Below are 26,244 nucleotides of genomic sequence, written 5' to 3' on the forward strand. Positions count from 1 at the left end.
GGCTCAGTCCGCCAGCGGCGCGAAGATCTGCTGCAGGTCTTCCTGCGTCAGCGCCATCTTCTGCGATTCGCCTTCGGCCAGGATGGACTGCGCCAGGTCGGATTTCTTTTGCTGCAGCACCTGGATTTTCTCCTCCAGCGTGCCCTTGGCGATCAGCTTGTAGACGAACACCGGCTTGTCCTGTCCGATGCGCCAGGCGCGGTCGGTGGCCTGGTTCTCGGCCGCCGGATTCCACCACGGGTCGTAGTGGATGACGGTGTCGGCCGCCGTCAGGTTCAGGCCGACGCCGCCCGCTTTCAGGCTGATCAGGAAGATGGGCACGGCGCCCTGCTGGAACGCCGCCACCTGGGCGCTGCGGTCCTTGGTTTCGCCGGTCAGCAGCGCATACGGGATGTCGCGCAGTTCCAGTTCTTCCTCGATCAGCTCCAGCATCGAGGTGAACTGCGAGAACACCAGGATCTTGCGGTCTTCTTCCAGCAAATCCTCCACCATCTGCATCAGATCGGTCAGCTTGGCCGAGCCGGCGGTCTGCTTCCTGGACGGCAGCGACTTCACCAGGCGCGGGTCGCAGCACACCTGGCGCAGCTTGAGCAGCGCTTCCAGGATGACGATCTGGCTGCGCGCCACGCCCTTGCGGTCAATCTCCTCGCGCACTTTCTGGTCCATGGCCAGGCGCACGGTTTCGTACAGGTCGCGCTGGGCGCCGGTCAGCTCCACCTTGCGCACCATCTCGGTCTTGGCCGGCAATTCCTTGGCCACGTTGTCCTTGGTACGGCGCAGCAGGAAGGGCTTGATGCGGCGGTTCAGCAGCGCGCGGCGCTGCGGGTCGTCCTGGCGCTCGATCGGATGGCGGAACTGGGCGTTGAACGATTTTTCGTCGCCCAGCAGGCCCGGCAGCAGGAAGTGGAATTGCGACCACAGCTCGCCCAGGTGGTTTTCCAGCGGCGTGCCGGACAGGCACAGGCGGTGCCTGGCCTTCAGCAGGCCGGCGCTCTGTGCCGCCTTGGAGCGGGTGTTCTTGATGTAGTGCGACTCGTCCAGGATGACCATGTGGAATTCCTGTTCGCGCAGCTTTTCCTCGTCGCGCGGCAGCAGCGCATAGGTGGTCAGCACCAGGTCGGACTGCTGGATCTGCTCGAACTGTTGCATGCGGTCCTTGCCTTGCAGCAGCAGCACGCGCAGCTCGGGCGCGAAGTGCGCGGCCTCGTCCTGCCAGTTGCCCATCAGGCTGGTCGGCGCGATCACCAGCACCGGGTGGGTCAGGCGGCCGGCCTCCTTTTCCACCAGGATGTGGGCCAGCGTCTGCACCGTCTTGCCCAGGCCCATGTCGTCGGCCAGGATGCCGGCCAGCCCGTATTCGCGCAGGAACTGCATCCACGCCAGGCCGTCGGCCTGGTAGTCGCGCAGGGTGGCGCGCAATCCGGCCGGAGTGGGTACTCGCTTCACCGTGGTGAACTGGTTCAGCTTGCGGCCCATCTCGCGCAATTCCTCGCCGCCGGTCCAGTCGAAATCGACGGTGCGGGCCAGCTCGTCCAGCCGGGCCGCGTCCAGCGTGGCCATGTGGATGGCATGCTTGATCTTGTCGTTGAAATACAGCTCGCCCAGGGTGGCCAGGATGGGCTTGACGCGGTTCCACGGCAGCGCCACGCGGGTGCCGTCGCTCAGCGTGGCTAGCATCTGGTCTTCCTCGGCATGGGCGGCCAACGCTTTCGGGCTGAAGTCCAGCGGCGCGTTGCGTATCATCTGCACCAGCACCGGCAGCAGCGGGATGCGCTCGCCTTCCACCGTGATGCCCAGCTCCAGGTCGAACCAGGCGTTGCCGCCGTCGGCCTCGTCCGTTTCTACTTCCGCGTACCAGCCGTCCACGGCGGTCACGTCGTAGCGGTACTTGGTGGATTTTTCCACTTGCCAGCCATGCGCGACCAGTTCGGCCACGCCGTCGGCGGCAAAGCGCAGCCAGTCGGCCTGGCCGGCCAGCAGCAGGCCGCCGCGCACGCTCGACAGCGGCAGGGCGCTAGGCTTGCGGAAGCCGAGCGCCACCAGCGTGGCGAGCGCGTCCGCCTCGGCCTGCTCGTCGCGCTGTATCACTTCGGTCACGTCGCCGCGCTGGCGTACCACGCGCTGCGACGGGTCGAAGGAGACGCGCTCGCCGTCGTAGTCGTAGGACAGCACGGCGAAGTCGTGCCAGCGCTGCGTGCTGCCGTCCGACAGCATGGCGGCGTCCAGCACCAGGATGGGGCGCGGCTTGACGTCCTGGCGCAGGCGCTGCGGCAGCGGCTGCGGCAGCGGCATCAGCTGCTGCAGGCCGTGCGCCAGCAGCAGCTGCGACACGCGCAGCTTGTCGTTGCTGGTGAGCAGCGGCGCCTGGGCGACCAGCGCCTGCAGGTCCGCCAGCGGGATCTCGGCGCCGCCCTGGTTCAGGAACAGCTCGCCGCACGACAGGTTGTCGATATACCACGGCGGCTCGGTCGGCAGCATGTAGTCGATCTGGTCGGCGCCATGGTGGCGCGCGCCCTCGGGCGGCTCCACCGCCCAGCCCAGGCGCAGGCCCTTGCCTTCTTCGCGCCAGGCCAGGTTGGCCTGGCGCAGGGGGCCGAATTTCATCGGGTAGACCAGGCCGTTGCCCACGTCGGCCCAGGAATTAGCCCACAGCAACTTATCCTGCTCGGCCAGCATCTTCAGCAGCGCCGCGCCGATCTTGCCGCGCGGCTCGGTGGCGGTGCCGGTCTGCGAATTGGGACCGCTGCGCATGGCGACGAAGAAACGGATCAGGTCGTCATCGCCGGCCGCCAGGAAGCTGGGCGGGGCCGACAGCAGCGAAAACACCTCGCTCACGGGGGTGGCGGCGGCCACGTCGCCGTTCGGCCGCAGGCGCGCCTTGTACAGGCACAGCGCCACGTGGCGGCCGCCGCTGGTGGGCGCCAGCACGTAGATCAATTTGTACTGGGGCTGGGCCGCCTTGGGGTCGGGCTCGGCCACCAGCAGCTTGGCTTTCGGGTGCGCAGCAGCGTCCACGCGCTGCAGCCACGTCGCGACGGCGTAGGGCAGTTGGGGAGCGGGGGCCGACGCCGGGGCAGGTGCCTGTGCCGGCGCAGTCGTTTCGCGGGTTTCGTCGCGGGTCAAATCCATAGTGCGCATTTGTTACTGATCGATGACGGTTTGAAGGCGGTTCAAAAACTGCAACATGCAATATTATCCGGTTTAGCGGAACTCTTGTTTGTGTTTCTTCCAACATAGGGCGAAGCAAGTTGGCGCATTGCCGTGGTTTGAGTATGATTCCGGCCTGGTTACCACAGGAATCCGCTCATCATGCTGCCTACCATCGAACAACGCCTTGCCATTGAACTGGCCGCCAAACCGGCCCAGGTGGCCGCCGCCGTCGCCCTGCTGGATGAAGGCGCCACGGTGCCCTTCATCGCGCGCTACCGCAAGGAAGCCACCGGCGGCCTGGACGACATCCAGCTGCGCCTGCTGGAGGAACGCCTGCGCTACCTGCGCGAGCTGGAAGACCGCCGCGCCGCCATCGTGGCCTCGATCACCGAGCAGAACAAGATGACGCCGGACCTGCTGGACGCCGTCATGCACGCCGAGGACAAGACCCGGCTGGAAGACTTGTATCTTCCCTACAAGCAAAAGCGCCGCACCAAGGCCCAGATCGCCATCGAGGCGGGCCTGATGCCGCTGGCCGACGCCCTGCTGGCCAACCCCGAACTGACTCCTGAAACGGAAGCGACTGCCTATCTGCGTGAAGCGTTCACCACGCCGGACGGCAACAATCCGGGCGTGGCCGACACCAAGGCCGCGCTGGACGGCGCGCGCCAGATCCTGATGGAGCGCTTCGCCGAGGACGCCACCCTGCTGCAGTCGCTGCGCGAATATGTGACCGAGCACGGTATAGTTGAGTCCAAAGTGGTGGAAGGCAAGCAGGAAGAGGGCGAAAAATTCGCCGACTATTTCGATTATTCGGAGACCATAGGCACGGTGCCCTCGCACCGCGCGCTGGCACTGCTGCGCGGGCGCCGCGAAGGCATCCTGGACGTGACGCTGCGCCTGGACACCGAAGCGGAGAAACCGAAGTGGGACGCGCCGCACAACCCGTGTGAAAGCCGCATCGCCGCGCGCTTCGGCATCAAGAGCGCCGGCCGCCCGGCCGACAAGTGGCTGGCCGACACCGCGCGCTGGACCTGGCGCGTGAAAAGCTTTATGCACCTGGAAAGCGAACTGATGGGCGCCCTGCGCGAGCGCGCCGAGACCGACGCCATCAACGTCTTCGCCACCAACCTGAAGGCGCTGCTGCTGGCCGCGCCGGCCGGCCAGCGCGCCACCATGGGCCTGGACCCGGGCCTGCGCACCGGCGTGAAGGTGGCCGTGGTCGATTCGACTGGTAAAGTCGTCGATACCGCCACCATCTACCCGCATCAGCCCCGCAACGACTGGGATGGCGCGCTGCACACGCTGAGCAAGCTGGCCGCCAAGCACCAGGTGTCGCTGATCTCCATCGGCAACGGCACCGCCTCGCGCGAAACGGACAAACTGGCGCAGGACCTGATCAAGATGCTGCCGGAACAGAAGCTGACCAAGATTGTCGTCTCCGAGGCGGGCGCCTCGGTGTACTCGGCGTCCGAGTTCGCCTCGCGCGAATTGCCGGACCTGGACGTGTCGATCCGCGGCGCCGTGTCGATCGCGCGCCGCCTGCAGGACCCGCTGGCCGAGCTGGTGAAGATCGACCCGAAATCGATCGGCGTGGGCCAGTACCAGCACGACGTAAGCCAGTCGCAGCTGGCGCGCACGCTGGATGCCGTGGTCGAGGATTGTGTGAACGCGGTGGGCGTGGACGTCAACACCGCGTCGGCGCCGCTGCTGGCGCGCGTGTCCGGCCTGTCGGCCAGCGTGGCGCAAAGCATCGTCACCTACCGCGACAGCAAGGGCGCGTTCACCTCGCGCGCCGGCCTGAAAGCCGTGCCGCGCCTGGGCGACAAGACCTTCGAGCAGGCGGCCGGCTTCCTGCGCGTGATGGGCGGCGAGAACCCGCTGGACGCGTCGGCGGTACACCCGGAATCCTACCCGCTGGTGGAAAAAATCCTGGCCGATATCAAAAAAGACATCAAGGGCGTGATCGGCGAGAGCGGCCTGATCAAGACGCTGAACCCGGCCAAGTACGCCGACGACAAATTCGGCGTGCCAACCGTGACCGACATCCTGAAGGAACTGGAAAAGCCCGGCCGCGACCCGCGCCCCGAGTTCACCACCGCCACCTTCAAGGACGGCGTGGAAGAGATTTCCGACCTGCGTCCCGACATGATCCTGGAAGGCGTGGTGACCAACGTGGCCGCCTTCGGCGCCTTCGTCGACATCGGCGTGCACCAGGACGGCCTGGTGCACATCTCGGCGCTGTCGAACACCTTCGTGAAAGACCCGCACACGGTGGTCAAGGCCGGCCAGGTGGTCAAAGTGAAAGTGCTGGAAGTGGACGCCAAGCGCAAGCGCATCGCGCTGACCATGCGCCTGACCGACAGCGCCCCGGCCGCCGGCAGCAAGCCCGAGCAGCGCGCCGACCGCAACGACCGCCGCGCCATGGGGCAGCAGCAAAAGTCGCAAACCCGCGAACCCGCCATGGCCGGCTCCATGGCCGCCGCCTTCGCCAAATTGCGCAGCTAAACATCGGGGTCAGGTCCGGCATCGCGTCACGAGCTCAGCAGTTTTAACGCTGGGCCCGTGTCGCGATGCCGGAACTGACCCCGCTTGTTAGTCCTGCTTGTTCAGACCCACACGCGGCTGGCGCATTTCTTATAAAATGTCGGCATCTTTCCCATTTTCCCCTGAGGCAGCAAATGAGCGACGTACAAACCTGGATCAAAGAAACCGTGAGCAACACGCCCGTGGTCCTGTTCATGAAGGGCACCGCCCAGTTCCCGCAGTGCGGCTTCTCCGGCCGCGCCATCCAGATCCTGAAGGCGTGCGGCGTGGAGAACATTGCCACCGTGAACGTGCTGGACGATCCTGAAGTCCGCCAGGGCATCAAGGAATACTCGAACTGGCCTACCATTCCTCAGCTCTACATCAAGGGCGAGTTCATCGGCGGTTCGGACATCATGAACGAGATGTTTGAGTCGGGCGAACTGAAGGCCCTGCTGGATGCCTGATCGCCCGCAGCGGATCGTCATCGCCATCACCGGCGCCACCGGCGCCGTGTATGGGGTGCGTCTGCTGCAGGTGCTGAAGGAAACGCCGAACGTCGAGACCCACCTGGTGGTCTCGGACGCGGCCGTGCTCACGCTGCACCAGGAAACCGGCTTGCAGCGCAAGGAAGTCGAGGCGCTGGCGGACGTGGTGCACAAGCAGCACAATATCGGCGCGTCCATCGCCAGCGGTTCGTTCCAGTCGGACGGGATGATCATCGCGCCGTGCTCGATGAAGACGCTGGCGTCGGTGGCGCACGGCCTGTCGGACAACCTGGTCGCGCGCGCGGCCGACGTGGTGCTCAAGGAGCGCCGCCGCCTGGTGCTGATGGTGCGCGAAACGCCGTTCAACCTGGCGCACTTGCGCAATATGACGGCCGTCACCGAGATGGGCGGCATTATCTTCCCGCCCCTGCCCAGTTTCTATCACCAGCCGCAGAGCATCGCCGACATGGTGGACCACACGGTGGCCCGCGTGCTCGACCTGTTCGGCATGGAACACCAGCTGGCGCCGCGCTGGAACGGCCTGAACTAGCGTTTCAGCTAGGTTTTCTCGAAGCTGCTGCTGGCACGCTTCAATTCCCTCGCTTCTTCCAGCATGCGCCGCTGTGCGATGCGCTTGCGCATCAGTTCAGCGTGGCGGGCTGCCGTCATCGGCGGGGCGGTCATCAGGTCTTTCAGCTGCGCTACATTGCTGTAGTTGTTTCTCATCAAGCGGCTCAATCCGGACTCCTGAAATAGCGCGTGCATTGCGCAACCCTATTGTGCACCAAATCCGTTTCGGAACTGTGACAATTTGCTATCGGGAGCCGAACATTCGGCGGAAACGCACGGATGGGCGCGATTGTGGCACGTCCGTTCTTTAATTTAGCGATCTATCAAGAACGGCCGTGCCGTTTGTTACTTTTGGTAGTTAACACGCACCAGCATGCGGATAAATTCGCGTGCGATCTGGCGGTGATGCTCGTCCAGGCGCTGCAAATCGGCGATCAGCTTGACGTCGGCCGACTCGAAACGGGACAGGCCGTTGCTGCTTTCGCCGGCAGGCGCGGCCGTCTCGGGACCGCCGAAGCGCAGCCAATCGGCCGGTACACCCAGCCACTGGGCAATCATGCGCAGCTTTTCCTGCGTGGGGATGGCCTCGCCTACCAGCCATTTGCGCGCCGCGTGCACCGTAATGGGGCGGCCGTCGAAGCGAATGTTAAATTCGCGTGCCAGTCGGGTCGGGCTATCGGGAGAATAATGGGCGTTTTTCAGAGCCTGCTGCAAGCGCTGGCTAAAACTTTCGCGTTCGTTAGAAGAATTCATAGTTGCACTATTTCATAACATGCAATGAAAGTCAGTCTCTCGACATGCCAGACGAAGTGTGACAATCGAGAATTTAAGATGTAACATTTTTCCCTCATTGCTGCGCGCTCGCGCCCGCATAATGTCCAAATTTTATTTCTGATATGACATGATACGGCAAATTGAATTCAGAGGGCAATTTTTTAGACTGAACGTTCGTTCAGGTTTGCTGGAGTCCGCGCTCGTGCCATTCCGCCAATTCCTATGATGCCGCCCGCCGCGCAAGGCCGTCGCACGATACACCATTCGTGGTCAGCAATTGCCACCAACTGTCCGTGCCGTCCTGCGCTACAATGTCTTTGACGTTACGTAAACGGAAGCTGACCTGCCATGCCCACCTACACCATCACCGAACTGGCGCGCGAATTCGACATCACGGCGCGCGCGATCCGCTTTTACGAAGACCAGGGGCTGCTGAGCCCGACCCGCGAAGGCGCGGGCGGCCGCAACCGCGTCTATACGCCGCGCGACCGCACCCGCTTGAAGCTGACGCTGCGCGGCAAGCGCCTCGGCCTGTCGCTGTCCGAAATCAAGGGCCTGGTCGACATGTACGAGTCGCCCAAGGACACCAGCGCGCAGATGCACCGTTTCCTGGGCGTGCTGCAGCAGCACCGCGACATGCTGGAACAGCAGCGCGAAGACATCGACATGACGCTGGCCGAAATCACCGCCCACGAGGAAGACTGCAAGCGCATGCTGGCGGCCATCGCGGAGCCACAGCCTGCCGCTACTTGACGTTTACGTTAACGTCACATCACGGTATGATGAGGGCTTCAACACCCCAACCAGAAGAATGAGGACGACATGCTCCATCTCCCAGGCCTGACCTTTGACCACGGCGAAGACATCGCCGCCCTCCGCTCCGCCGTGCAGGAATTCGCCGCCGCCGAAATCGCGCCGCGCGCCGCCGAGATCGACCGCAGCGACCAGTTCCCAATGGACCTGTGGCGCAAGATGGGCGACCTGGGCCTGCTGGGCATCACCGTCGGCGAGGAATACGGCGGCGCCAACATGGGCTACCTGGCCCACATCGTGGCGATGGAAGAAATTTCGCGCGCCTCCGCATCCGTGGGCCTGTCCTACGGCGCCCACTCCAACCTGTGCGTGAACCAGATCAAGCGCAACGGCACCGAAGAACAGAAGCGCAAATACCTGCCCAAGCTAATCTCGGGCGAGCACGTGGGCGCGCTGGCCATGTCCGAGCCGAACGCCGGCTCCGACGTGGTGAGCATGAAGCTGCGCGCCGACTTCAAGGACGGCCGCTGGGTGCTGAACGGCACCAAGATGTGGATCACCAACGGCCCCGACGCGGACGTGCTGGTGGTGTACGCCAAGAACGACCTGGAAGCCGGTCCGCGCGGCATGACCGCCTTCCTGATCGAAAAAGGCTACAAGGGCTTCTCGGTGGCGCAAAAGCTGGACAAGCTGGGCATGCGCGGCTCGCACACCGGCGAACTGGTGTTCGAGGATTGCGAAGTGCCGGCCGAGAACGTGCTGGGCGGCCTGGGCAAGGGCGTGAACGTGCTGATGTCCGGCCTGGACTTCGAGCGCACCGTGCTGTCCGGCGGCCCGCTGGGCATCATGCAGGCCTGCATGGATGCCGTCGTTCCCTACATCCACGACCGCAAGCAGTTCGGCCAGCCGATCGGCGAATTCCAGCTGATGCAGGGCAAGCTCGCCGATATGTACTCGACCATGATGGCCTGCAAGGCGTACGTCTACGCCGTGGGCCAGGCCTGCGACCGCGCCACGTCGCCGGAAGCGGTGCGCCAGCTGCGCAAGGACGCCGCCGGCGCCATCCTGTACAGCGCCGAGAAGGCCACCTGGATGGCCGGCGAGGCGATCCAGACCCTGGGCGGCAACGGCTACATCAACGAGTACCCGGTGGGCCGTTTGTGGCGCGACGCCAAGCTGTATGAAATCGGCGCCGGCACCAGCGAGATCCGCCGCATGCTGATCGGCCGCGAGCTGTTCGCGGAAACCAAGTAAGCCGCTAGAGCGCGATGTTGCCGGCCCGTCCATGATGAACCAGGCTGCATTCCCGAAACTGCTGTCTTCCCAGATAGCGTTCGACATCGCGCTCACCATCCGCGACGGCTTCGACAAGCATTACCGCCTGTTCCGCCAGACCAGCCAGCAAGCCAAGGAGCTGTTCGAGCGCGGCGACTGGAAGGTGGCGCAGCAGGCCGCGCGCGAGCGCATCGGCTTCTACGACAAGCGCGTGCAGGAATGCGTGCACATGCTGGAGGACGAGTATGCGCCGGAGGACTTGAGCGACGAGGTGTGGCGCGAATGCAAGCTGCACTTCATCGGCCTGCTGTCCGACCACAAGCAGCCCGAGCTGGCCGAGACCTTCTTCAACTCGGTGTGCTGCAACATCCTGCACCGCAGCTATTTCCACAACGAGTTCATCTTCGTGCGGCCGGTGGTGTCCACCGAGTACATCGAAACGCAGGAACCGGCGCCCACCTACCGCATGTACTACCCGGGCACGGACGGCCTGCGTTTCACGCTCAAGCGCATCGTCACCAACTTCCAGCTGAACACGCGCTTCGCCAACCTGGACCGCGACGTGGAGCAGGTCGAAGCCCGCCTGCGCCAGCTGTTCGGCAACGAGGCGCTGGAGCCCAACCACCAGATCCAGGTGCTGTCCAGCCTGTTCTTCCGCAACAAGGGCGCCTACATCGTCGGCAAGGGCATCAACGGCGCGCGCGAATATCCCTTCGTGGTGCCCATCCTGCACAACCGCCACGGCCAGCTGGTGCTGGACACGGTGCTGTTCGAGCAGGAGCAGATCATCATCCTGTTCTCGTTCACGCGCGCCTACTTCCTGGTGGACATGGAAGTGCCGTCGGCCTATGTGCAGTTCCTGCGCACGCTGCTGCCGCGCAAGCCGCGCAGCGAGATCTATACCATCCTCGGCCTGCAGAAGCAGGGCAAGACGCTGTTCTACCGCGACTACCTGCAGCACCTGAAGCATTCGTCCGACCAGTTCGACATCGCGCCCGGCATCCGCGGCCTGGTGATGCTGGTGTTCGCGCTGCCGTCCTTCCCCTATGTGTTCAAGGTGATCAAGGACTTCTTCCCGGCGCCCAAGGACACCACGCGCGCGCAGGTGAAGGAGAAATACCTGCTGGTCAAGCACCACGACCGCGTGGGCCGCATGGCCGATACGCTGGAATATTCCAACGTGGCCTTCCCGCGCAGCCGCATGAAGGAGGAACTGATTGCCGAGATCCGCCAGTACGCGCCGTCGCTGCTGGAGGAGGATGGCGACAAGATCGTCATCAGGCACCTGTACATCGAGCGCCGCATGGTGCCGCTGAATATCTGGCTGAGCAACGCCGAGCAGCAGGGCGACGAGGCGCGCATCGAGCACGGCGTGGTTGAATACGGCAATGCCATCAAGGAGCTGGTGGCGGCCAATATCTTCCCCGGCGACATGCTGTACAAGAACTTCGGCGTCACCCGCCACAAGCGCGTGGTGTTCTACGATTACGACGAAATCGAGTACATCACCGACTGCAATTTCCGCGACATTCCCGAGGCGCGCACCGAGGAGGAGGAGATGTCGGCCGAGCCGTGGTACCACGTCGGCAAGCATGACGTGTTCCCCGAGCAGTTCAGCCGCTTCCTGCTGGGCAACGCGAAGATCCGCAAGTATTTCATGCAGCACCACGCGGACCTGTTCACGCGCGAATTCTGGCAGCGGCGCAAGGAGCGCATCGAGGCCGGCATCGTGGAAGACGTGTTCCCGTATCCGCAGCACATCCGTTTTTCGTATCAGGGCACACCTGCCATCACACCTGCGGCGCACGTTGCGCCGACTTTATTGGAGACCAGTGAAAATGAATGATCCTGTCGTTATCGTGGGTGCAGCCCGCACCCCCATGGGCGCCTTCCAGGGCGACTTCTCGGCCAAGAGCGCGCACGACCTGGGCGCCGTGGCGATCCAGGCTGCCGTCGAGCGTGCCGGCGTGGCGCCTGCCGCCGTCGAACACGTCTACTTCGGCAACTGCCTGATGGCGGGCCAGGGCCAGGCGCCCGCGCGCCAGGCGCTGCTCAAAGCCGGCCTGCCCACTTCCACCGGCGCGGTGACGCTGTCGAAAATGTGCGGTTCGGCCATGCAGGCGGCCATCTACGCCTATGACGCGCTGGCGGCCGGCAGCGCCGACGTGATCGTGGCCGGCGGCATGGAATCCATGACCAACGCGCCCTACATCATTCCGAAGGCGCGCGGCGGCTACCGCATCGGCCACGGCATGATGTTCGACCACATGATGTACGACGGCCTGGAAGACGCCTATTCGCGCAACGAGAAGACCGGCGAAGGCCGCTCCATGGGCACCTTCGCCGAAGAGTGCTCGGCCAAGTACCAGTTCTCGCGCGAAGACCAGGACGCGTTCGCCATCGAATCGGTCAAGCGCGCGCAAGCCGCCACCAATGAAGGCTGGTTCAAGTGGGAAATGGCGCCCGTGACGGTGACCAGCCGCGCCGGCGACACCGTGATTGACAAGGACGAAGGCCCGCTGAAGGCCAAGATCGACAAGATCCCGACCCTGCGCACCGCGTTCAAGAAGGACGGCACCATCACCGCCGCGTCGTCCTCGTCCATCAACGACGGCGCCGCCGCGCTGGTGATGATGCGCGAATCGACCGCCAAGGCACAGGGCCTGAGCCCGATCGCCAAGGTGCTGGGCCACGCCACCAACGCGCTGGCGCCGGACCAGTTCACGGTGGCGCCGATCGGCGCCATCGAGAAGCTGTTCAAGAAGACCGGCTGGACCGCCAAGGACGTGGACCTGTTCGAGATCAACGAGGCGTTTGCCGCCGTGCCGATGGCCGCCATGCGCGACCTGGACATCCCGCACAGCAAGGTGAACGTGCATGGCGGCGCCTGCGCGCTGGGCCACCCGATCGGCGCCTCCGGCGCCCGCATCATCGTGACCCTGATCGGCGCGCTGAAGCGCACCGGCGGCAAGCGCGGCGTGGCTGCGCTGTGCATTGGCGGCGGCGAAGCCACCGCCATGGCGATCGAACTGGTGTAAGCATGCCGGCAGCACTCATCATCGGCGCCTCGCGCGGCATCGGGCACGAGCTGGCGCGCCAGTACCTGGCCGAAGGCTGGCGCGTGATCGCCACCGCGCGCAAGCCGGACGACGTCGCCGAGCTGGCCGACATGGGTGCGGAAGCGCACGCGCTGGACGTGACCAATGTGGAAGCGGTGGCCGGCCTGGGCTGGAAGCTGGACGGCGAGCAGCTGGACGTGGCCATCCTGAACGCGGGCGTGTACGGCCCGCGCCACGACGGCTTCCCGCTGCAGACCGACTTCGACATGGTCATGCACACCAATGTGCTGGCCGCGATGCGGCTGCTGCCCATCCTGGCGCCGCTGGTGGCCGCCGCAGGCAAGCGCACCGCAGGCACGCCGGCCGGCGGCAAGCTGGCCGTGCTGTCTTCGCGCATGGGTTCGCTCAGCGAGCGCGGCCACGCGGGCGGCTCGCTGTACCGCGCCAGCAAGGCCGCGCTCAATTCGGTGCTGATCGACACCGCGCTGACCTTCGGCACCAAGGGCGTGACCTGCGTGGCGCTGCACCCGGGCTGGGTGCGCACCGAGATGGGCGGCGGCGGCGCCGACCTGACGGTGGAGGAAAGCGCGGCTGGCATCCGGCATACGCTGGACACCTTGCCCGGCTCCACGCAAGCCGTGTTCCGCAATTACGATGGCACGGCCATCGGCTGGTAGCACACCCGGCGGGTTACGGCGTTCCGCCTGACCCGCCCTACGATCCACGAACACCGAACACCGGACATCCAATGTAGGGCGGATTAGCGCGCAGCGCGTAATCCGCCATAACGAAAGCACAGAATGATACTGAGCGAAGAACACCAAATGATACGAGACGCCCTGCGCACCTTTTCGCAGGAACGCCTGGCGCCCAATGCCGCGCGCTGGGACAAGGAGCACCACTTCCCCAAGGAGGAACTGAAGGAGCTGGCGGCGCTGGGCGCGTTCGGCGTGGCGGTACCGGAAGAACTGGGCGGCGCGGGCATGGACTACGTGTCGCTGGCCCTGGTGCTGGAGGAAATCGCTGCCGGCGACGGCGGCACCTCGACGGTGATCTCGGTAAACAACTGCCCGGTGTGCAGCATCGCCATGATGTACGCCAACGCGCAGCAAAAGCAGCAGTGGCTGCGCCCGCTCGCCCAAGGCGACATGCTGGGCGCGTTCTGCCTGACCGAACCGCACACCGGCTCGGACGCGGCAGCCCTGCGCACCACGGCCACGCGCGACGGCAACGACTACGTGATCAACGGCGTCAAGCAGTTCATCACCAGCGGCAAATACGCCGACGTGGCCATCGTCATGGCCGTCACCGACAAGGCGGCCGGCAAGAAGGGCATCAGCGCGTTCTGGGTGCCGACCAATACGCCGGGCTACATCGTGGCCGGCCTGGAACAGAAGATGGGCCAGCACTCGTCGGACACGGCGCAGATCCTGTTCGAGAATTGCCGCATCCCGGCCGAGAACCTGATCGGCGAGGAGGGCATGGGCTACAAGATCGCGCTGTCCGGCCTGGAGGGCGGCCGCATCGGCATCGCCTCGCAGTCGGTGGGCATGGCGCGCGCGGCCTTCGAGGCGGCGCTGAAGTACGCGCGCGAGCGCGAGACCTTCGGCAAGGCCATCTTCGAGCACCAGTCGGTGCAGTTCAAGCTGTCCGAGATGGCGATGCAGCTCGAGGCGGCGCGCCAGCTGATCCTGCACGCGGCCTCGCTCAAGGATGCCGGCCAGCCCTGCCTGAAGGAAGCGGCCATGGCCAAGCTGTTCGCCTCCGAAATGGCCGAGCGCGTGTGCTCGGACGCGATCCAGGTGCACGGCGGCTACGGCTATGTGTCCGACTTCCCGGTCGAACGCATCTACCGCGACGTGCGCGTGTGCCAGATCTACGAAGGCACCAGCGATATCCAGAAGCTGCTGATCGCGCGCGCGCTGTAACGATGGCGACCCGGCTCCTGCTGGTGGAGGACGACGCCAGGCTGTCGTCCCTGATCGCGGAATACCTGGCCGCCTATGAATTCGAGGTGGCCGTGGTGGCGCGCGGCGACGAGGCGCTGGCGCGCTTCCGCGCCTTTACGCCCGACGTGGTGGTGCTGGATCTGATGTTGCCCGGCATGGACGGCGCCGACGTGTGCCGCCAGCTGCGCGCGCTAGGCAGCGCGCCCATCCTGGTGCTGACGGCGCGCGAGGACGATTACGACCAGGTGGCGCTGCTGGAGCATGGCGCCGACGATTTCATCAACAAGCCGGTGCAGCCGCGCGTCCTGCTGGCGCGCCTGCGCGCGCTGCTGCGGCGGGCCGGGCCAGCGGCGGCGGTGGCGGCCAGCGCCGCCGCGGTGGCCACGCCCCCCGGCGCGCTGCAATTCGGCGCGCTGTGCATCGCCACCAGCGACCGCGAGGTGCGCTGGCGCGGCGCCCCCGTGGTACTCACCGGCAGCGAGTACAAACTGCTGCTGGTGCTGGCCGAGGCGGCCGGCACCGTGCTGTCGCGCGACGCGCTGCTGAAGAAGCTGCGCGGCCTGGAATTCGACGGCATGGACCGCAGCATCGACAACAGCATTTCCAAACTGCGCCGCCGCTTCGACGACCACGACGCGGAAAGAATCAAGACCGTACGCCGCCGGCCGCATGGCGCTGAGCGCGGCGCGCGATGCTGCGGGCGAGCTTGTCATCGCAGTCGAGGACGACGGCCCCGGCATACCGGCGGCCGAGCGCGAGCGCGTGTTCGAACCCTTCTACCGGCTGGACAGCAGCCGCGACCGCGCCAGCGGCGGCTTCGGCCTGGGCCTGGCCATTGCGCACAAGGCGGTGGCGCTGCACGGCGGCAGCCTGCGCGTGGAGGACAGCGCGCTGGGTGGAGCGCGCCTCGTCATTCGCTTGCCGGGCTGACGGTGCGCATGGCCGGCGCGGGCTTGGCCTGCTCGTGGCGCCCCACACGCTCGAATTCCGAAATCACCTGGGCGCCGAACAGCAGCAGCGAGGCGGCGATCTCCAGGCTGAACATGACCACGATGGCCGTGGTCAGCGAACCGTACACCACGTTCACCTGCGACAAGGTGCTGAAGTACCACACCAGCACGTGGCGCGCCACTTCCCACAGCACCGTGGCGGTCACGCCGCCGATCAGCGCGTGCGCATACGACAGGCGGCCCACCGGCATCACCAGGTAGATCGAGCTGAGCATGAGGATCTCGCCCAGCACGCCCAGCATGTAGAGCAGCACGCCGGACACGCCGTGCAGCGACCAGCGGTAGCCGAGGAATTGCAGCTCCTCTTCGCCGATCACTTGCAAGCCGCCGGCCACCAGCGTCACCAGCAGGATGCCGATGCCGAGCGACAGGATGTAGCAGTAAGGCAGGATGGCGGAGACCAGGAAATGGCGGCGCCGTATCGCCACGCGGTGCATGAAGATGACGCACATGGCGTTTTCCAGCACCGTGAAGGCCAGCGAACTGAAGAACAGCATGGTGAGCGCCAGCAGCCAGCCGATGACGCTGCGCTGGTTGAGGAACTGGCCCACTTCGGCCACGATGGCGCGCGACTGTCCGGGCACCAGCCATTCGAGGTAATGGCCTATGGTGTCGAGCAGTTCGGCCGGGTCCAGCCAGTGCGACAGCACCACCACCACCAGCATCAGCAGCGGGACGATCGACAGCAGGGAGTAATAGGCAACGGCGCCAGCCAGCAGCAGCCCCTGGTTGGCCCGGAAGCCGCGCACGCACTGCAGCGCGAAGTCCAGGGGATGGCTGGCCACCCAGATGGCGGCCTTGCTTGTGAGCATACGCATGGGGCCAGTCTACGCCGACGCGGCAATGGCTGGCGCGCAACAGCGGCCCGGCGGGTTACGGCTCCGCCTAACCCGCCCTACGGACCAACCACAAGGCGGAGCAGAGGCGTAGGGCGGCTTAGGCGCGCAGCGCCGCAAGCCGCCATGCTAGCTGACCGCCGGCTCCAGCAAGGTCAGTGTCTGCTGCTCCGCGTCCAGCGTGGCCTGCACGCCCATGGGGATGGTGAACTGGTGGCGGATATGGCCGAAGGAATAGCCCGCCACGGCGGTCTGCTCCAGCGGCAGCAAATGCTGGTCCACGGTCTCGTTCAAGGTGAGCGACATATCGTCGTCCTGGTTTTCGCAATTCTCGAAAATGCCCAGCATCACGCCGGCGGTGTGCTTCAAGCCCTGGCTCAACTGCAGCTGCATCAGCATGCGGTCGATGCGGTAGGGCGCTTCGTTCACTTCTTCCAGGAACAGGATGCTGCCCTTGATGTCGGCAGCGTAGGGCGTGCCTTCCAGCGCGCTGACCAGGCACAGGTTGCCACCGGTGAGGTGGCCTGTGCACTGGCCCCCGTGCACGGTACGCACGGTGTACTGCGGCTCGGCCACCGCCTTGTGGGCGTTGTCCTGCGACATGGAAATGGTATAGCGGTCATGCGGCGTCATCAGCACGTTTTTCAGCTGCGTCACCGCGTATTCGGAGAAGGTGGACGAGGCCACCGGCCCGTGGAAGGTCACCAGCCCGGCGTGCCGGTTGATGGCCAGGTGCAGGGCGGTGATGTCCGAGTAGCCGATCAGCACCTTGGGATTGGCGCGGATCAGCGCGTAATCGATATGGGGCAGCAGCGAGATGCAGCCGGAGCCGCCGCGGATGGCCCAGATGGCGTTTACTTGCGGGTCGGCGAACATGCCGTGCAAGTCTTCCAGGCGCTGCTCCACGGTGCCGCCGTAATTGCCGTGCACCGCGTTGATGTGCTCGCCCAGCTTGACGCGCAGGCCGAGCGACTCGATGTTGCGCACGGCTTTCTCGATGGACTTGGGACTGGTGTGCCCGCCGGGCGCGATGATGCCGACCAGGTCGCCGGGCTCCAGGCGCGGCGGCTTGGTCAGCTGCGGCTTGGTCATGGCTTGGTTTCCTTGGGAGGGGGCATGCTTGGGACGGCCGGCCGCCGCAGCGGGGAGCGCTGCGGCGGCCAGGGCGGCGCCGGCGGCCGAAGCCACCAGGCCGCCGAAGCGGCGCCGGCTGAGGGGAGAAGAAGTCGGCACCGCTTCCGCTTACATGAACTTGTACTTGAGGTTGACGGACAGCGAACGGCCGCGCGCGTCGGCCACGCGCGGGTCCCAACCCGCGCCCACCACTTCATCCACGTTGTGCGCGGTGAACGGCGGGGTCTTGTCGAACAGGTTCAGGATGCCCACGGTGATGGTGGTGTTCTTGTAGCCCGTGTAGGTGCCGGTCAGGTCATACTTCTCGTAGTGCTTCACGCGCGGCACGAAGCCTGGCGGCGGCGTGCCCTTGCCGCCGTTCGGCACCTGGTCGTTGTAGCCGGTGGAGAAGTTCTGCGTGAACAGCGCGCTCCAGTCGCCTTTCGCGACGCTGATGCTGGCGTTGTGCTTCCAGCGCAGGTAGATGTCGCGGCTGTTGAACACGCCCACTTGCTCCTTGAACGGCTGGCCCTCGAATTCGGCGAACTTGAAGCTCTTCATGTAGGTGCCGTCCAGCTTGGCCACCCACTTGTAGCCGTCGTACTTGCCGTCGGCCTGCAGGCCCAGGTCGGCGCCGCGGGTTTTCAGGCCGGCCGCGTTGATCCAGCCCGCTTCCACATGGTCGATGACGCCGGTCTGCGGATTGCGGATGATGTACTCCGGCAGGAACTGCCAGTTGGTCAGCACCACTTGCGGCGTGCGGTTCAGGATGCGGTCCTGGATGTTGATGGCCCAGAAGTCCAGCGAGGCCGAGAAGCCGCGCACCGGTTCCACCACGATGCCCAGCGTGCCCTGCTTGGACGTTTCCGGCTTCAGGTTCGGGTTGCCGCCGGTGTTGTAGTTCAGGCGCGGAATGGCGCAGAACAGCGGATCGCCAGGGTGCTTGGCGCAGCCCTCCTGGTCGATGATACCGTTCGGCAGTTCCTGCGACAGGCGGCCGGCGTACAGCTGGGTGAAGCTCGGCGCCAGGAAGCCCTTGTTGGCCGAACCGCGCAGCACCAGGTTGCTGGTCGGCTGGTAGCGGAACGACACTTTCGGATTGGTGGTGGCGCCGATCAGGCTGTAGTCGTCGCGGCGCACGGCCAGCTGCACTTCCAGGTCTTTCAGCACCGGCACCAGCAGCTCGGCGTAGACGGCGCGCACATTGCGCGAAGCGCCGTGCAGCGCGGCGTTGCCGGGCGACAGCAGGATCTTGGTGGCGTCCACGTCCTGCGCGAAGTCAGTAGCTTTCCTTGCGCAGGTCGAAGCCCGCCGCCATCGACATGGCGCCGGCCGGCAGCTGCAGCACTTCGCCGGAGATGGAGCCGTCCAGCTGGGTCATGGTGGTTTTGCCGTGCTGGAAGGCGCCGATGTACTTGGTCGACTCGATCAGCTGCATCGCTTCGGCGGTCTGGCTCTGGCCCGGCGCCAGCCAGGGATTGATCTTGCCGCTGCCCAGGGCCGCATAGATCTTGTCGGTGTAGCCGTAGCCGTCGGTCAGCGCGGTCTTGGTGGTGCTTTCGGCGCGCGACAGGCCCAGCTTGTAGTCATACTTGCCCATGACCTGGCCTTCGGCGGCCAGCAGCAGGCGGTAGTTTTCCGTCACGTTGTTCTGGGTACGGTCGCCCCACGGCGTGCTGCGCCATTTGTAGATGATGGGCTTGGTCTTGTCGTAGGTCGGGATGTACTGCGACAGGTCCTGGTAGTACGGGCCGTTGACCGGGTAGGCGTTGCCGGCGGCCAGGCTGGTGGAAATCTGCACCGGGGTCAGCGAAGCGGTCGCTTCGGTGCGCGAGCCGAGCAGCTCGAAGAACACTTTGTGGTCTTCGTTGATCTTCAGGGTGCCGCGCGAAATGGCGTTGGTGCGCTCGACCGGGAAGCTGATCACATAGTCCGCGCCGTAGTCGTAGGCGCAGGAATACTTGGAGCGGGTGACGGCGGTGACGTCCTTCCACAGGTCGCTCTGGTACTGCGACATGCCGGGGATGGAATCGCACTTGCCTTGCAGGCTCAGCAGGCCGGCCTGCAGGTAGGTGGTGTTATCGCCCGGCATTTTGAAGCCGGTGCCCAGCGCGGTGCCGGCGCCGGTCAGGATGTTGGCGAACGGGGTGCCGGTGGTGTCCGGCGACAGGCCGCGCGCAGGCTGGAAGCCGTTGGCGAAGTCGCGCTGCCTCGAGCTCAGCTTGTCGTTGTTGTCGTGGGTGACGGAGCCCATGATGTTCCAGCCGTCCTTCTGCAGGTCGCCCAGGCCGCCCAGCGCGGACACGCGGCGGTTCATGCCGCCGCCGTGCTCGGTGCCGTTCAGCGTTGTGGACAGTTCCAGGCCCTTGTAGTCGGTCCTGAGGATGAAGTTGACCACGCCGCCGATGGCGTCGGTGCCGTAGATGGCCGAGGCGCCGTCTTTCAGGATTTCCACCCGCTGGATGGCGCCCAGCGGGATCGAATTCAGGTCCACTGCCTTTCCGGACGCGCCGTGGTTGCCCACGCGGCGGCCGTTCAGCAGCACCAGCGTGGCGTTCGGACCCAGGCCGCGCAGCGAGGCGAAGGAAGCGCCGCCGGAAACACGGTCGGCGTCGGCGCCGAACACGTTATTACCGGAAGTCATATTGTCGGCGCCGGTGCCGCTGGCGGAAATGGTGCGCAGCAGTTGTTCGGTGTCGGTAATGCCGGCCTTTTCGATCGCGTCGAAGGTGACCACTTGCACCGGCAGCGCGCCTTCCTTGGCCACGCGCTTGATGCTGGAGCCGGTGATTTCCACCCGCTGGATCTGCTGCGGGGCAGCTTCCTGAGCCATCACAGGGCCTACTACACCTATCAGCGCAATCATCTGCGCGAGCTTTTTAACCTTCACCGTACATTCTCCCTTGATTTGAACAAACTCTTGACTGCCCGGCACCGGGCGCGGCGTCTTGCGCACCGCATGGAAAATTCAGAGTAGCGCTATGCACTCTGCGCCATCCAATGAAAATACCTCACTTAACCATAACTTTTAGGAATGAATAGGAGATTTTCAATCAGGGCGCCATTTTAGTGAGCTGATTCCGCTCTGCAACGTTCAAATCCACATATCGCCAGTTTGTTAATTCAACCGGGTGGCGTATGTAGTTTTTTAGCCACGGTTGCCGGATATCGGCCGAGATCGGGTGGGTCAGCACCACCCACGGGTTGTAGGCGTGGATCAGCTGGTTCATCTCGCGGTACAGCACGCGGCGCTCCGGCGTGTCGCCCAGCTTGCGGGCCTGCTCGTAGCGGCGGTTGTATTCGGGCAGGTTGAAGCGCGCATAATTGGCGCGGCCGCTGTTGGGGCCGTACAACAATTGCAAGTAGTTGTCGCCGTCGGGGAAGTCGGCAATCCAGTTGGTTTCAAACATCATCACCTTGCCCAGGCGCGAAGCCTTGATGATTTCGGTCTTCTTGTCGCTCTTGAACTGCACTTGCAGGCCGATGGCGTTCAAGCCCTTGCGCCACAGCTCGTCGCGCAGCCGGCCCACCATGGACGGCTCGGAATGCATGGTCAGCAGCAGCGGCTGGCCATTGGGCAAGGTGCGAAAGCCGTTCTTGCCGACGCGGTAGCCGTAGCGGTCCAGCAGCGCGCGCGCCAGGGCGGGGTTGTAGGCGATGGGGCTGCGGTAGGCCGGATCGTAGCCCAGCACGTTGGGCGGCAGCGGCGACTGCGCAGGCAGCGCCAGGCCCTTCTTCAGCAGCGCCACGTCCTCCGGGCTGTTGTAGCTGAGCGCGATGGCGCGCCGCAGCGCGATTTTTTCCCTGCTGTAGCCGCCGATCACCGGGTCTTCCATGTTCATCCACATGTAGTAGGTCTGCAGCACGGGGAAGGGCGACAGTTCCATGCCCTTCTTGGCCAGCTCGGGCTTGAGCGCGGGCGCGGCGCTGTCCGAACGCAGCACCATGTCTTTCATGGACTCGGGAACCTGCTCGATATAGTCGAATTCGCCGTTCAGGAAGCCCAGCACGCGCGACTGGTATTCCTCCATGATCTTCACTTCGATGCGGTCCACCAGCGGCAGGCGCTTGCCTTCCAGCGCCGCGGCGGCGGCGCGGTATTCGGGGGCCGTGGCCGCGCTTGCGTGGTAGACGGTGGCGCGGAAGTCCGGGTTGGCCTGCAGGGTGATCTTGTCGCTGCGCTTCCATTCGCTCACCAGGAAGGGACCGGTGCCGACCGGGTGGTTGCCCATCTGGCTGCCGTAGGCTTCTGCCACTTCGCGCGCCACCACGCCGGTGGCGGGCATGGCCAGGTAGTAGAGGAAGTTGGGGTCGGGCGCGCTGAGGCGGATGCGCAGCGTGTACTTGTCCAGCGCCTGCAGGCCGGGTATGGCGGTGGCGTGGCTGAATTTGGCCTTCAGAGCCTCGTCGCCCGCCAGTTTGCCTTCCAGCAGGAACAGCCAGGGGGATTTCAGTTCCGGGTCGTACAGGCGCTTCAGGCTGTAGACGTAGTCCTCTGCGGTGACTTCGCGCTTGCGGCCCTTGAAGGCGGGGTCGGGCGTGAAATAGATGCCGGGCGTGAGCAGGAAGGTATAGGTCAGGCCGGCGTCGTCCACTTGCGGCATGGCGCGCAAGGTGTTGGGCTGCAGCTTGACCGGGCGCGCCAGGTATTCGTAGCGCAGCAGCGGGTCGTACAGGTTTTCCAGCAGGGCCAGGCTGGCCAGGTCCGAGGCGACGGCCGGGTCCAGGCCGGTTTCGCCGGTGGAGAGGAAGGCGTGCAGCACTTCGGGCGCGTCCGCAGCGGCAGCCGGCGCTGCTCCGGCGCCAAGCAGCGCCAGCGCCACCGCGCCGGCGGCCAGCGCCCGCTTCCACGTCCTTGCCGAATAAGCTGCCATCTTCATTCCTCGCTCTATCAAAACCGCCACAGGATACGGCATAGCGCCGCCGCCTGACCATGAAATCCGGCCCGCCGCGTATAACTTTTTTGCATGTGCGGCCAGCATTCTTTCATCGCGGCATAATGCCGTGGCTCTATACTTTGCCTGCAAAATTGCCCTGTTATCCTCGTTATCGGAAATATCGTCCTATGTCGCTCAATTACATCTGGTCTGGCTTCTTCCTGGTCGGCTTCGCCGCTGCCTTCGCGCAGTGGCTGTTCCTGGGCGACAACGAGATTTTCAAGAAAGTCATCGACGGCACCTTCGATTCCGCCAAGATGGGCGTGATGGACATTGCGCTGCCGCTGGCAGGCGTGATGACCTTGTGGCTGGGCATCATGAACGTCGGCGAAAAGGCGGGTATCGTCGGCTGGCTGGCCAAAGTGATCGCGCCGTTCTTCTCGCGCATCTTCCCGGAAGTGCCGAAAGACCATCCGGCCAACGGCCACATGGTGATGAATTTCTCCGCCAACTTGCTGGGGCTGGACAACGCTGCCACGCCGTTCGGCCTGAAGGCCATGGAAAGCCTGCAGACGCTGAATCCCAGCAAGGACGAGCCCACCAACGCGCAAATCATGTTTCTGGTGCTGCACACCTCGGGCCTGACCCTGATTCCGCTGGCCATCATGGCGCAGCGCTCCATCCTCGGCGCGGCCGATCCGGCCGATATCTTCATTCCCTGCATGATCGCGACCTACGTGGCCACGGTGGCGGGCATCATCGCGGTGGCCATCCGCCAGCGCATCAACCTGTTCGACAGCGTGGTGCTGTCCTGGCTGGGCGGCATGACGTCGGCCATCGTGGCGCTGATCTGGTACTTCACGCAATACCTGACCAAGGCTGAAATCTCCACCGTGTCCAAGGTGGTCAGCAACGCCGTGCTGATCGGGGTGATCACGATCTTCATCGTCGGCGCGCTGCGTAAGAAGGTGAACGTGTACGAAGCCTTCATCGAAGGCGCCAAGGGTGGCATTCAGACTTCGCTCACCGTGATTCCCTACCTGGTGGGCATGCTGGTGGCCATCAGCGTGATCCGCAACGCGGGCGTGTTCGGCTTTGTCATGAGCGGCTTCAACTGGATCTTCAGCGGCATCGGCATCAACACCGACTTTGTGCCGGCGCTGCCGACCGCGCTGATGAAGCCGCTCAGCGGCAGCGGCTCGAAAGCCATGATGATCGACGCCATGAACACCTACGGCGTGGACTCCTTCGTCGGCCGCCTGGCTTGCGTGTTCCAGGGCTCGGCCGACACCACCTTCTACATCGTCGCGCTGTATTTCGGCTCGGTGGGCATCCGCAAGACGCGCTATGCTATTTCCTGCGGCCTGATCGCCGACCTGGCCGGCGTGCTCACCGCCATCGGCGTCTCGTATGTGTTCTTCCACCAAGGATAATTTATGTTCCGTCGCCTGATCCTGGTTTCCGTGCTGGCCACCGCCACCGCCGTCCACGCCCAACTGCCCGAGCCGGTGGCGCGCGCGCTGCAGGCGGCCGGCATCCCGCAGGACGCGATGGGCGCCATCGTGCTGCGCGGCGGCATGCCGCTGGTGTCGCACAACCCGGACCGCCCGATGCAGCCGGCCTCCACCATGAAGCTGGTGACCACCATGGTGGGCCTGGACCAGCTGGGGCCGGTGTTCAAGGCGCGTACCGAGTTGCGCACCAGCGCGGACGTGGTGAACGGCGTGCTGCAGGGCGACCTGTACCTGCGCGGCGGCGCCGACCCGGATTTCAACGAGGACGTGCTGGTGCACATGCTGGAAAAGCTGCGCACGCAGGGCATCCGCAAGATCCAGGGCGACTTGGTGCTGGACCGCCAGCTGTTCCAGCCGGCGCGCACGGACATCGGCGTGGCGCCGTTCGACGAGTCGCCCGAGGCCTACTACAACATCATCCCGGACGCGCTGCTGCTGAACATGAATCTGCTGCGCGTGGACATGACCTCCACCGGCAGCAAGCTCAAGCTGGGCATGCTGCCGCAGCTCGAACGCGTGACCATCGAATCGGACATGACGCTGATCGACGCCGACTGCGCCAAGTGGGAAGACGGCTGGAAGCTGCCGGACTACACGCGCAAGGGGCCGAAGATCACCGTGCGCCTGCACGGCACCTTCCCCAGGAACTGCAGCAAGACCACGGTGATCAACGTCCTGGAGCGCAACGACTACACCGAGCGCCTGTTCCGCAGCACCTGGGCACGCCTGGGCGGCACCTTCACCGGCACCGCGCGCGAAGCGGCGCCGGCGTCGGCGTCGGCCACGCGCCTGCTGGCCGAGCACGTCTCCCGCCCACTGGCCGACGTGCTGCGCGACATTAACAAGCCATCCGACAACGGCCTGGCCCGCACGCTGTTCCTGACGTTAGGCTCGCTGGAACCCGACCCCGTGCTGGGCAGCCGCCCCATCCCGGCCGTGCGCCTCGCCTCGCCGCTGCAGATGAGCCCCGCCGTCCTGCCCGGCGACTCGCTGAGCAGCGACGCCGCCGCACCCGCTGCACCCGCCTCAGCGCAGTCCGCGCAATCCGCGCTTGCCGCCACTGCCGCCGCGCCGGCCCGCAGCGCCATGGTCCCCGGCGGCGGCGAAGCCATCTTCCCGCCTGCGGGCTCCAACCCCACCGCCGCGCGCGCCGAATACGTGATCCGCGCCTGGATGCAGCGCCACGGCATCGACGACACCGGCCTGGTGCTGGAAAACGGTTCCGGCCTGTCGCGCACGGAGCGCGTGCGGCCAGCGCAAATGGCCGGCCTGCTGCAGGCAGCGCAAAAGAGTCTATGGATGCCCGAATTCCTGACCAGCCTGCCGATCGCGGCAGTGGACGGCACGATGAAGCGCCGCCTGAAAGACAGCCCCGCCGCCGCCCGCGCGCGCGTCAAGACCGGCACGCTGAAGAATGTGGTCGCCATCGCCGGCTACGTGCCGGACGCGCACGGCGAGCTGTGCGTGGTGGTCGCCATGATCAACCACGACCTGACCGGCAACGGCAACGGCCGCAAAGCCATCGACGCGCTGATCGACTGGGTGGCGCAGAGTCAGTAGTGCGCGATCTCGTAGCCGAATCGGGACGCCGCGCTGACAATATGCGCGCCCATCAGCCGGCGCGCCAGCTCGGCATCCTTGTCGATAAAAGCTTGCACCAGCGCTTCATGCTCGTCGCGCGCCGCGTGCGGAATGCTCCCGAACATCGGCCCGTGGCGTGAAAAATTTGCCGCGATGAGCGGCCGCATAGGCTCCAGCACCGTGCGTATCATCGCCTCCAGATAATCGTTGCCGGACGCGGCTGCCACCGCCCGATGGAAATCGAGATCGGCATTCACAGTAGCAGCAGTCGGCGCGCCTTCGAAGCGCATGCGCTCAACCGCATCGCGGATGCTCTTCAGCTTGCGCGGCGTCATACCGACGGCCGCCAGCGCAGCCGCCTGCCCCTCCAGCGCTGCGCGCACCTCGAACATGTTGCGGATCATGTTGTCGCCTTCCATCAGCTGGGCGCTGACCGGCTCCAGCGGCTGCGCCGCCTCGCGCTCGATGGAAACAAACGCGCCTATCCCCTGGCGCGACTGCACCAGGCCTTGGCTGCGCAGGCTGGCGATCGCCTCGCGCACGACGTTGCGGCTGACACCGAAATTCTCGGCCAGGAACTGCTCCGTCGGCAGGCGGTCGCCATGGCGCAACCGGCCCGAGGCGATCTCCTCGCTCAAGGCGGCCACGATGTGTTCAGCCAGATGCGGCCTGCGTTCAACCCGCCGGACATTCATTTCATTCATGCTCACGTTTCCTCCCTGATATCACCTTATTCTACATCAGGATAACAACGCGTCCCTCCACTGTC

The 26,244-nt window shown here is 65.2% G+C and carries 21 protein-coding genes and 1 pseudogene; 13 read left to right on the forward strand and 9 right to left on the reverse strand.

Annotated elements, in window-relative coordinates; translation table 11 throughout:
- Positions 1-3: 3 nt before the first annotated feature.
- Positions 4-3,129 (reverse strand): DEAD/DEAH box helicase, encoded by a 3,126-nt coding sequence (locus ACFJI2_RS26290; protein ID WP_107869503.1) that lies wholly within the window; start codon positions 3,127-3,129, stop codon positions 4-6.
- Positions 3,130-3,309: 180 nt separating this feature from the next.
- Here ACFJI2_RS26290 and ACFJI2_RS26295 point away from each other — a divergent pair, with 180 nt between their 5' ends.
- The 3 genes from ACFJI2_RS26295 (at position 3,310) to ACFJI2_RS26305 (ending at position 6,714) form a co-directional block, all read left to right on the forward strand.
- Positions 3,310-5,658, forward strand: a complete 2,349-nt coding sequence (locus tag ACFJI2_RS26295) for a Tex family protein (protein ID WP_377702545.1) — start codon at positions 3,310-3,312, stop codon at positions 5,656-5,658.
- A gap of 173 nt (positions 5,659-5,831) precedes the next feature.
- A complete protein-coding gene (gene grxD, locus ACFJI2_RS26300; RefSeq protein WP_093557566.1) occupies positions 5,832-6,143 on the forward strand; it encodes a Grx4 family monothiol glutaredoxin in 312 nt (103 codons plus the stop codon).
- Positions 6,136-6,714: a UbiX family flavin prenyltransferase gene (locus ACFJI2_RS26305; protein WP_377702546.1), complete on the forward strand. Its 579-nt coding sequence runs from the start codon at positions 6,136-6,138 to the stop codon at positions 6,712-6,714. Before grxD ends, ACFJI2_RS26305 begins: the two co-directional genes overlap by 8 nt.
- Positions 6,715-6,722: 8 nt before the next feature.
- Here the strand turns inward: ACFJI2_RS26305 and ACFJI2_RS26310 are convergent, their stop codons facing one another.
- Both ACFJI2_RS26310 and ACFJI2_RS26315 read right to left on the reverse strand, forming a co-directional pair.
- On the reverse strand, positions 6,723-6,890 hold the full coding sequence (locus ACFJI2_RS26310) for a hypothetical protein (protein WP_165917882.1): 168 nt from the start codon (positions 6,888-6,890) through the stop codon (positions 6,723-6,725).
- A gap of 189 nt (positions 6,891-7,079) precedes the next feature.
- Entirely contained in the window at positions 7,080-7,487 is a 408-nt protein-coding gene (locus tag ACFJI2_RS26315; RefSeq protein WP_181259857.1) for a hypothetical protein, read from the reverse strand.
- Positions 7,488-7,856: 369 nt separating this feature from the next.
- On the opposite strand from ACFJI2_RS26315, the gene ACFJI2_RS26320 reads away from it, so the two are divergent.
- The 8 genes and pseudogenes from ACFJI2_RS26320 to ACFJI2_RS26355 all read left to right on the forward strand — a co-directional run bounded on the left by ACFJI2_RS26320 (position 7,857) and on the right by ACFJI2_RS26355 (position 15,474).
- Positions 7,857-8,261, forward strand: coding sequence for a MerR family DNA-binding transcriptional regulator (locus ACFJI2_RS26320; RefSeq protein WP_107869506.1), 405 nt, complete (start codon positions 7,857-7,859; stop codon positions 8,259-8,261).
- 69 nt (positions 8,262-8,330) lie between these two features.
- Positions 8,331-9,515: an isovaleryl-CoA dehydrogenase gene (locus ACFJI2_RS26325; RefSeq protein ID WP_377702547.1), complete on the forward strand. Its 1,185-nt coding sequence runs from the start codon at positions 8,331-8,333 to the stop codon at positions 9,513-9,515.
- Between the two features lie 34 nt (positions 9,516-9,549).
- On the forward strand, positions 9,550-11,382 hold the full coding sequence (aceK, locus tag ACFJI2_RS26330; RefSeq protein ID WP_377705910.1) for a bifunctional isocitrate dehydrogenase kinase/phosphatase: 1,833 nt from the start codon (positions 9,550-9,552) through the stop codon (positions 11,380-11,382).
- A complete protein-coding gene (locus ACFJI2_RS26335) occupies positions 11,375-12,574 on the forward strand; it encodes an acetyl-CoA C-acyltransferase (protein ID WP_377702548.1) in 1,200 nt (399 codons plus the stop codon). Before aceK ends, ACFJI2_RS26335 begins: the two co-directional genes overlap by 8 nt.
- A gap of 2 nt (positions 12,575-12,576) precedes the next feature.
- On the forward strand, positions 12,577-13,272 hold the full coding sequence (locus tag ACFJI2_RS26340) for an SDR family oxidoreductase (RefSeq protein ID WP_377702549.1): 696 nt from the start codon (positions 12,577-12,579) through the stop codon (positions 13,270-13,272).
- Between the two features lie 123 nt (positions 13,273-13,395).
- Complete coding sequence (locus ACFJI2_RS26345; protein WP_377702550.1) at positions 13,396-14,523, forward strand: acyl-CoA dehydrogenase family protein; 1,128 nt, start codon at positions 13,396-13,398, stop codon at positions 14,521-14,523.
- A 2-nt stretch (positions 14,524-14,525) separates the two neighbouring features.
- A pseudogene (locus tag ACFJI2_RS26350) lies at positions 14,526-15,200 on the forward strand (response regulator); the annotation flags it as partial.
- 13 nt (positions 15,201-15,213) lie between these two features.
- Positions 15,214-15,474, forward strand: coding sequence for an ATP-binding protein (locus ACFJI2_RS26355; RefSeq protein ID WP_377702551.1), 261 nt, complete (start codon positions 15,214-15,216; stop codon positions 15,472-15,474).
- On the opposite strand, the gene ACFJI2_RS26360 is transcribed toward ACFJI2_RS26355, so the two are convergent.
- The 5 genes from ACFJI2_RS26360 to ACFJI2_RS26380 all read right to left on the reverse strand — a co-directional run bounded on the left by ACFJI2_RS26360 (position 15,455) and on the right by ACFJI2_RS26380 (position 22,377).
- Entirely contained in the window at positions 15,455-16,372 is a 918-nt protein-coding gene (locus ACFJI2_RS26360; protein ID WP_377702552.1) for a YihY/virulence factor BrkB family protein, read from the reverse strand. The two genes, ACFJI2_RS26355 and ACFJI2_RS26360, sit on opposite strands and share 20 nt — an antisense overlap.
- Positions 16,373-16,519: 147 nt before the next feature.
- Positions 16,520-17,623 (reverse strand): LD-carboxypeptidase, encoded by a 1,104-nt coding sequence (locus ACFJI2_RS26365; RefSeq protein ID WP_377702553.1) that lies wholly within the window; start codon positions 17,621-17,623, stop codon positions 16,520-16,522.
- A 9-nt stretch (positions 17,624-17,632) separates the two neighbouring features.
- Positions 17,633-18,769, reverse strand: coding sequence for a TonB-dependent receptor domain-containing protein (locus tag ACFJI2_RS26370; protein ID WP_377702554.1), 1,137 nt, complete (start codon positions 18,767-18,769; stop codon positions 17,633-17,635).
- Positions 18,770-18,782: 13 nt separating this feature from the next.
- Complete coding sequence (locus ACFJI2_RS26375) at positions 18,783-20,336, reverse strand: TonB-dependent receptor plug domain-containing protein (RefSeq protein ID WP_377702555.1); 1,554 nt, start codon at positions 20,334-20,336, stop codon at positions 18,783-18,785.
- A 220-nt stretch (positions 20,337-20,556) separates the two neighbouring features.
- Positions 20,557-22,377: an ABC transporter substrate-binding protein gene (locus ACFJI2_RS26380; RefSeq protein ID WP_377702556.1), complete on the reverse strand. Its 1,821-nt coding sequence runs from the start codon at positions 22,375-22,377 to the stop codon at positions 20,557-20,559.
- A 191-nt stretch (positions 22,378-22,568) separates the two neighbouring features.
- Here ACFJI2_RS26380 and ACFJI2_RS26385 point away from each other — a divergent pair, with 191 nt between their 5' ends.
- The gene (locus ACFJI2_RS26385; protein WP_107869514.1) at positions 22,569-23,813 is read left to right on the forward strand and encodes a nucleoside recognition domain-containing protein; all 1,245 of its coding nucleotides are present in this window, start codon (positions 22,569-22,571) and stop codon (positions 23,811-23,813) included.
- Positions 23,814-23,816: 3 nt separating this feature from the next.
- Positions 23,817-25,454, forward strand: coding sequence for a D-alanyl-D-alanine carboxypeptidase/D-alanyl-D-alanine-endopeptidase (dacB, locus tag ACFJI2_RS26390; protein WP_377702557.1), 1,638 nt, complete (start codon positions 23,817-23,819; stop codon positions 25,452-25,454).
- On the opposite strand, the gene ACFJI2_RS26395 is transcribed toward dacB, so the two are convergent.
- On the reverse strand, positions 25,448-26,179 hold the full coding sequence (locus tag ACFJI2_RS26395; RefSeq protein WP_377702558.1) for a FadR/GntR family transcriptional regulator: 732 nt from the start codon (positions 26,177-26,179) through the stop codon (positions 25,448-25,450). The two genes, dacB and ACFJI2_RS26395, sit on opposite strands and share 7 nt — an antisense overlap.
- Between the last annotated feature and the right edge of the window lie 65 nt (positions 26,180-26,244).

This window comes from Pseudoduganella sp. UC29_71 (assembly GCF_042693265.1).
Taxonomy (GTDB): Bacteria; Pseudomonadota; Gammaproteobacteria; order Burkholderiales; family Burkholderiaceae_D; genus Rugamonas.

What these genes read in the sequence shown, in the direction of transcription:
- ACFJI2_RS26320 (WP_107869506.1), top strand. Translation starts at nt 7,857, where the DNA reads ATGCCCACCTACACCATCACCGAACTGGCGCGCGAATTCGACATCACG.
- ACFJI2_RS26360 (WP_377702552.1), bottom strand. Translation starts at nt 16,372, where the DNA reads ATGCGTATGCTCACAAGCAAGGCCGCCATCTGGGTGGCCAGCCATCCC.
- ACFJI2_RS26385 (WP_107869514.1), top strand. Translation starts at nt 22,569, where the DNA reads ATGTCGCTCAATTACATCTGGTCTGGCTTCTTCCTGGTCGGCTTCGCC.
- aceK (WP_377705910.1), top strand. Translation starts at nt 9,550, where the DNA reads ATGAACCAGGCTGCATTCCCGAAACTGCTGTCTTCCCAGATAGCGTTC.
- ACFJI2_RS26340 (WP_377702549.1), top strand. Translation starts at nt 12,577, where the DNA reads ATGCCGGCAGCACTCATCATCGGCGCCTCGCGCGGCATCGGGCACGAG.
- ACFJI2_RS26310 (WP_165917882.1), bottom strand. Translation starts at nt 6,890, where the DNA reads ATGAGAAACAACTACAGCAATGTAGCGCAGCTGAAAGACCTGATGACC.
- ACFJI2_RS26335 (WP_377702548.1), top strand. Translation starts at nt 11,375, where the DNA reads ATGAATGATCCTGTCGTTATCGTGGGTGCAGCCCGCACCCCCATGGGC.
- ACFJI2_RS26395 (WP_377702558.1), bottom strand. Translation starts at nt 26,179, where the DNA reads ATGAATGAAATGAATGTCCGGCGGGTTGAACGCAGGCCGCATCTGGCT.
- ACFJI2_RS26380 (WP_377702556.1), bottom strand. Translation starts at nt 22,377, where the DNA reads ATGGCAGCTTATTCGGCAAGGACGTGGAAGCGGGCGCTGGCCGCCGGC.
- ACFJI2_RS26355 (WP_377702551.1), top strand. Translation starts at nt 15,214, where the DNA reads ATGGCGCTGAGCGCGGCGCGCGATGCTGCGGGCGAGCTTGTCATCGCA.
- ACFJI2_RS26315 (WP_181259857.1), bottom strand. Translation starts at nt 7,487, where the DNA reads ATGAATTCTTCTAACGAACGCGAAAGTTTTAGCCAGCGCTTGCAGCAG.
- ACFJI2_RS26375 (WP_377702555.1), bottom strand. Translation starts at nt 20,336, where the DNA reads ATGGCTCAGGAAGCTGCCCCGCAGCAGATCCAGCGGGTGGAAATCACC.
- grxD (WP_093557566.1), top strand. Translation starts at nt 5,832, where the DNA reads ATGAGCGACGTACAAACCTGGATCAAAGAAACCGTGAGCAACACGCCC.
- ACFJI2_RS26290 (WP_107869503.1), bottom strand. Translation starts at nt 3,129, where the DNA reads ATGGATTTGACCCGCGACGAAACCCGCGAAACGACTGCGCCGGCACAG.
- ACFJI2_RS26345 (WP_377702550.1), top strand. Translation starts at nt 13,396, where the DNA reads ATGATACTGAGCGAAGAACACCAAATGATACGAGACGCCCTGCGCACC.
- dacB (WP_377702557.1), top strand. Translation starts at nt 23,817, where the DNA reads ATGTTCCGTCGCCTGATCCTGGTTTCCGTGCTGGCCACCGCCACCGCC.
- ACFJI2_RS26325 (WP_377702547.1), top strand. Translation starts at nt 8,331, where the DNA reads ATGCTCCATCTCCCAGGCCTGACCTTTGACCACGGCGAAGACATCGCC.
- ACFJI2_RS26305 (WP_377702546.1), top strand. Translation starts at nt 6,136, where the DNA reads ATGCCTGATCGCCCGCAGCGGATCGTCATCGCCATCACCGGCGCCACC.
- ACFJI2_RS26295 (WP_377702545.1), top strand. Translation starts at nt 3,310, where the DNA reads ATGCTGCCTACCATCGAACAACGCCTTGCCATTGAACTGGCCGCCAAA.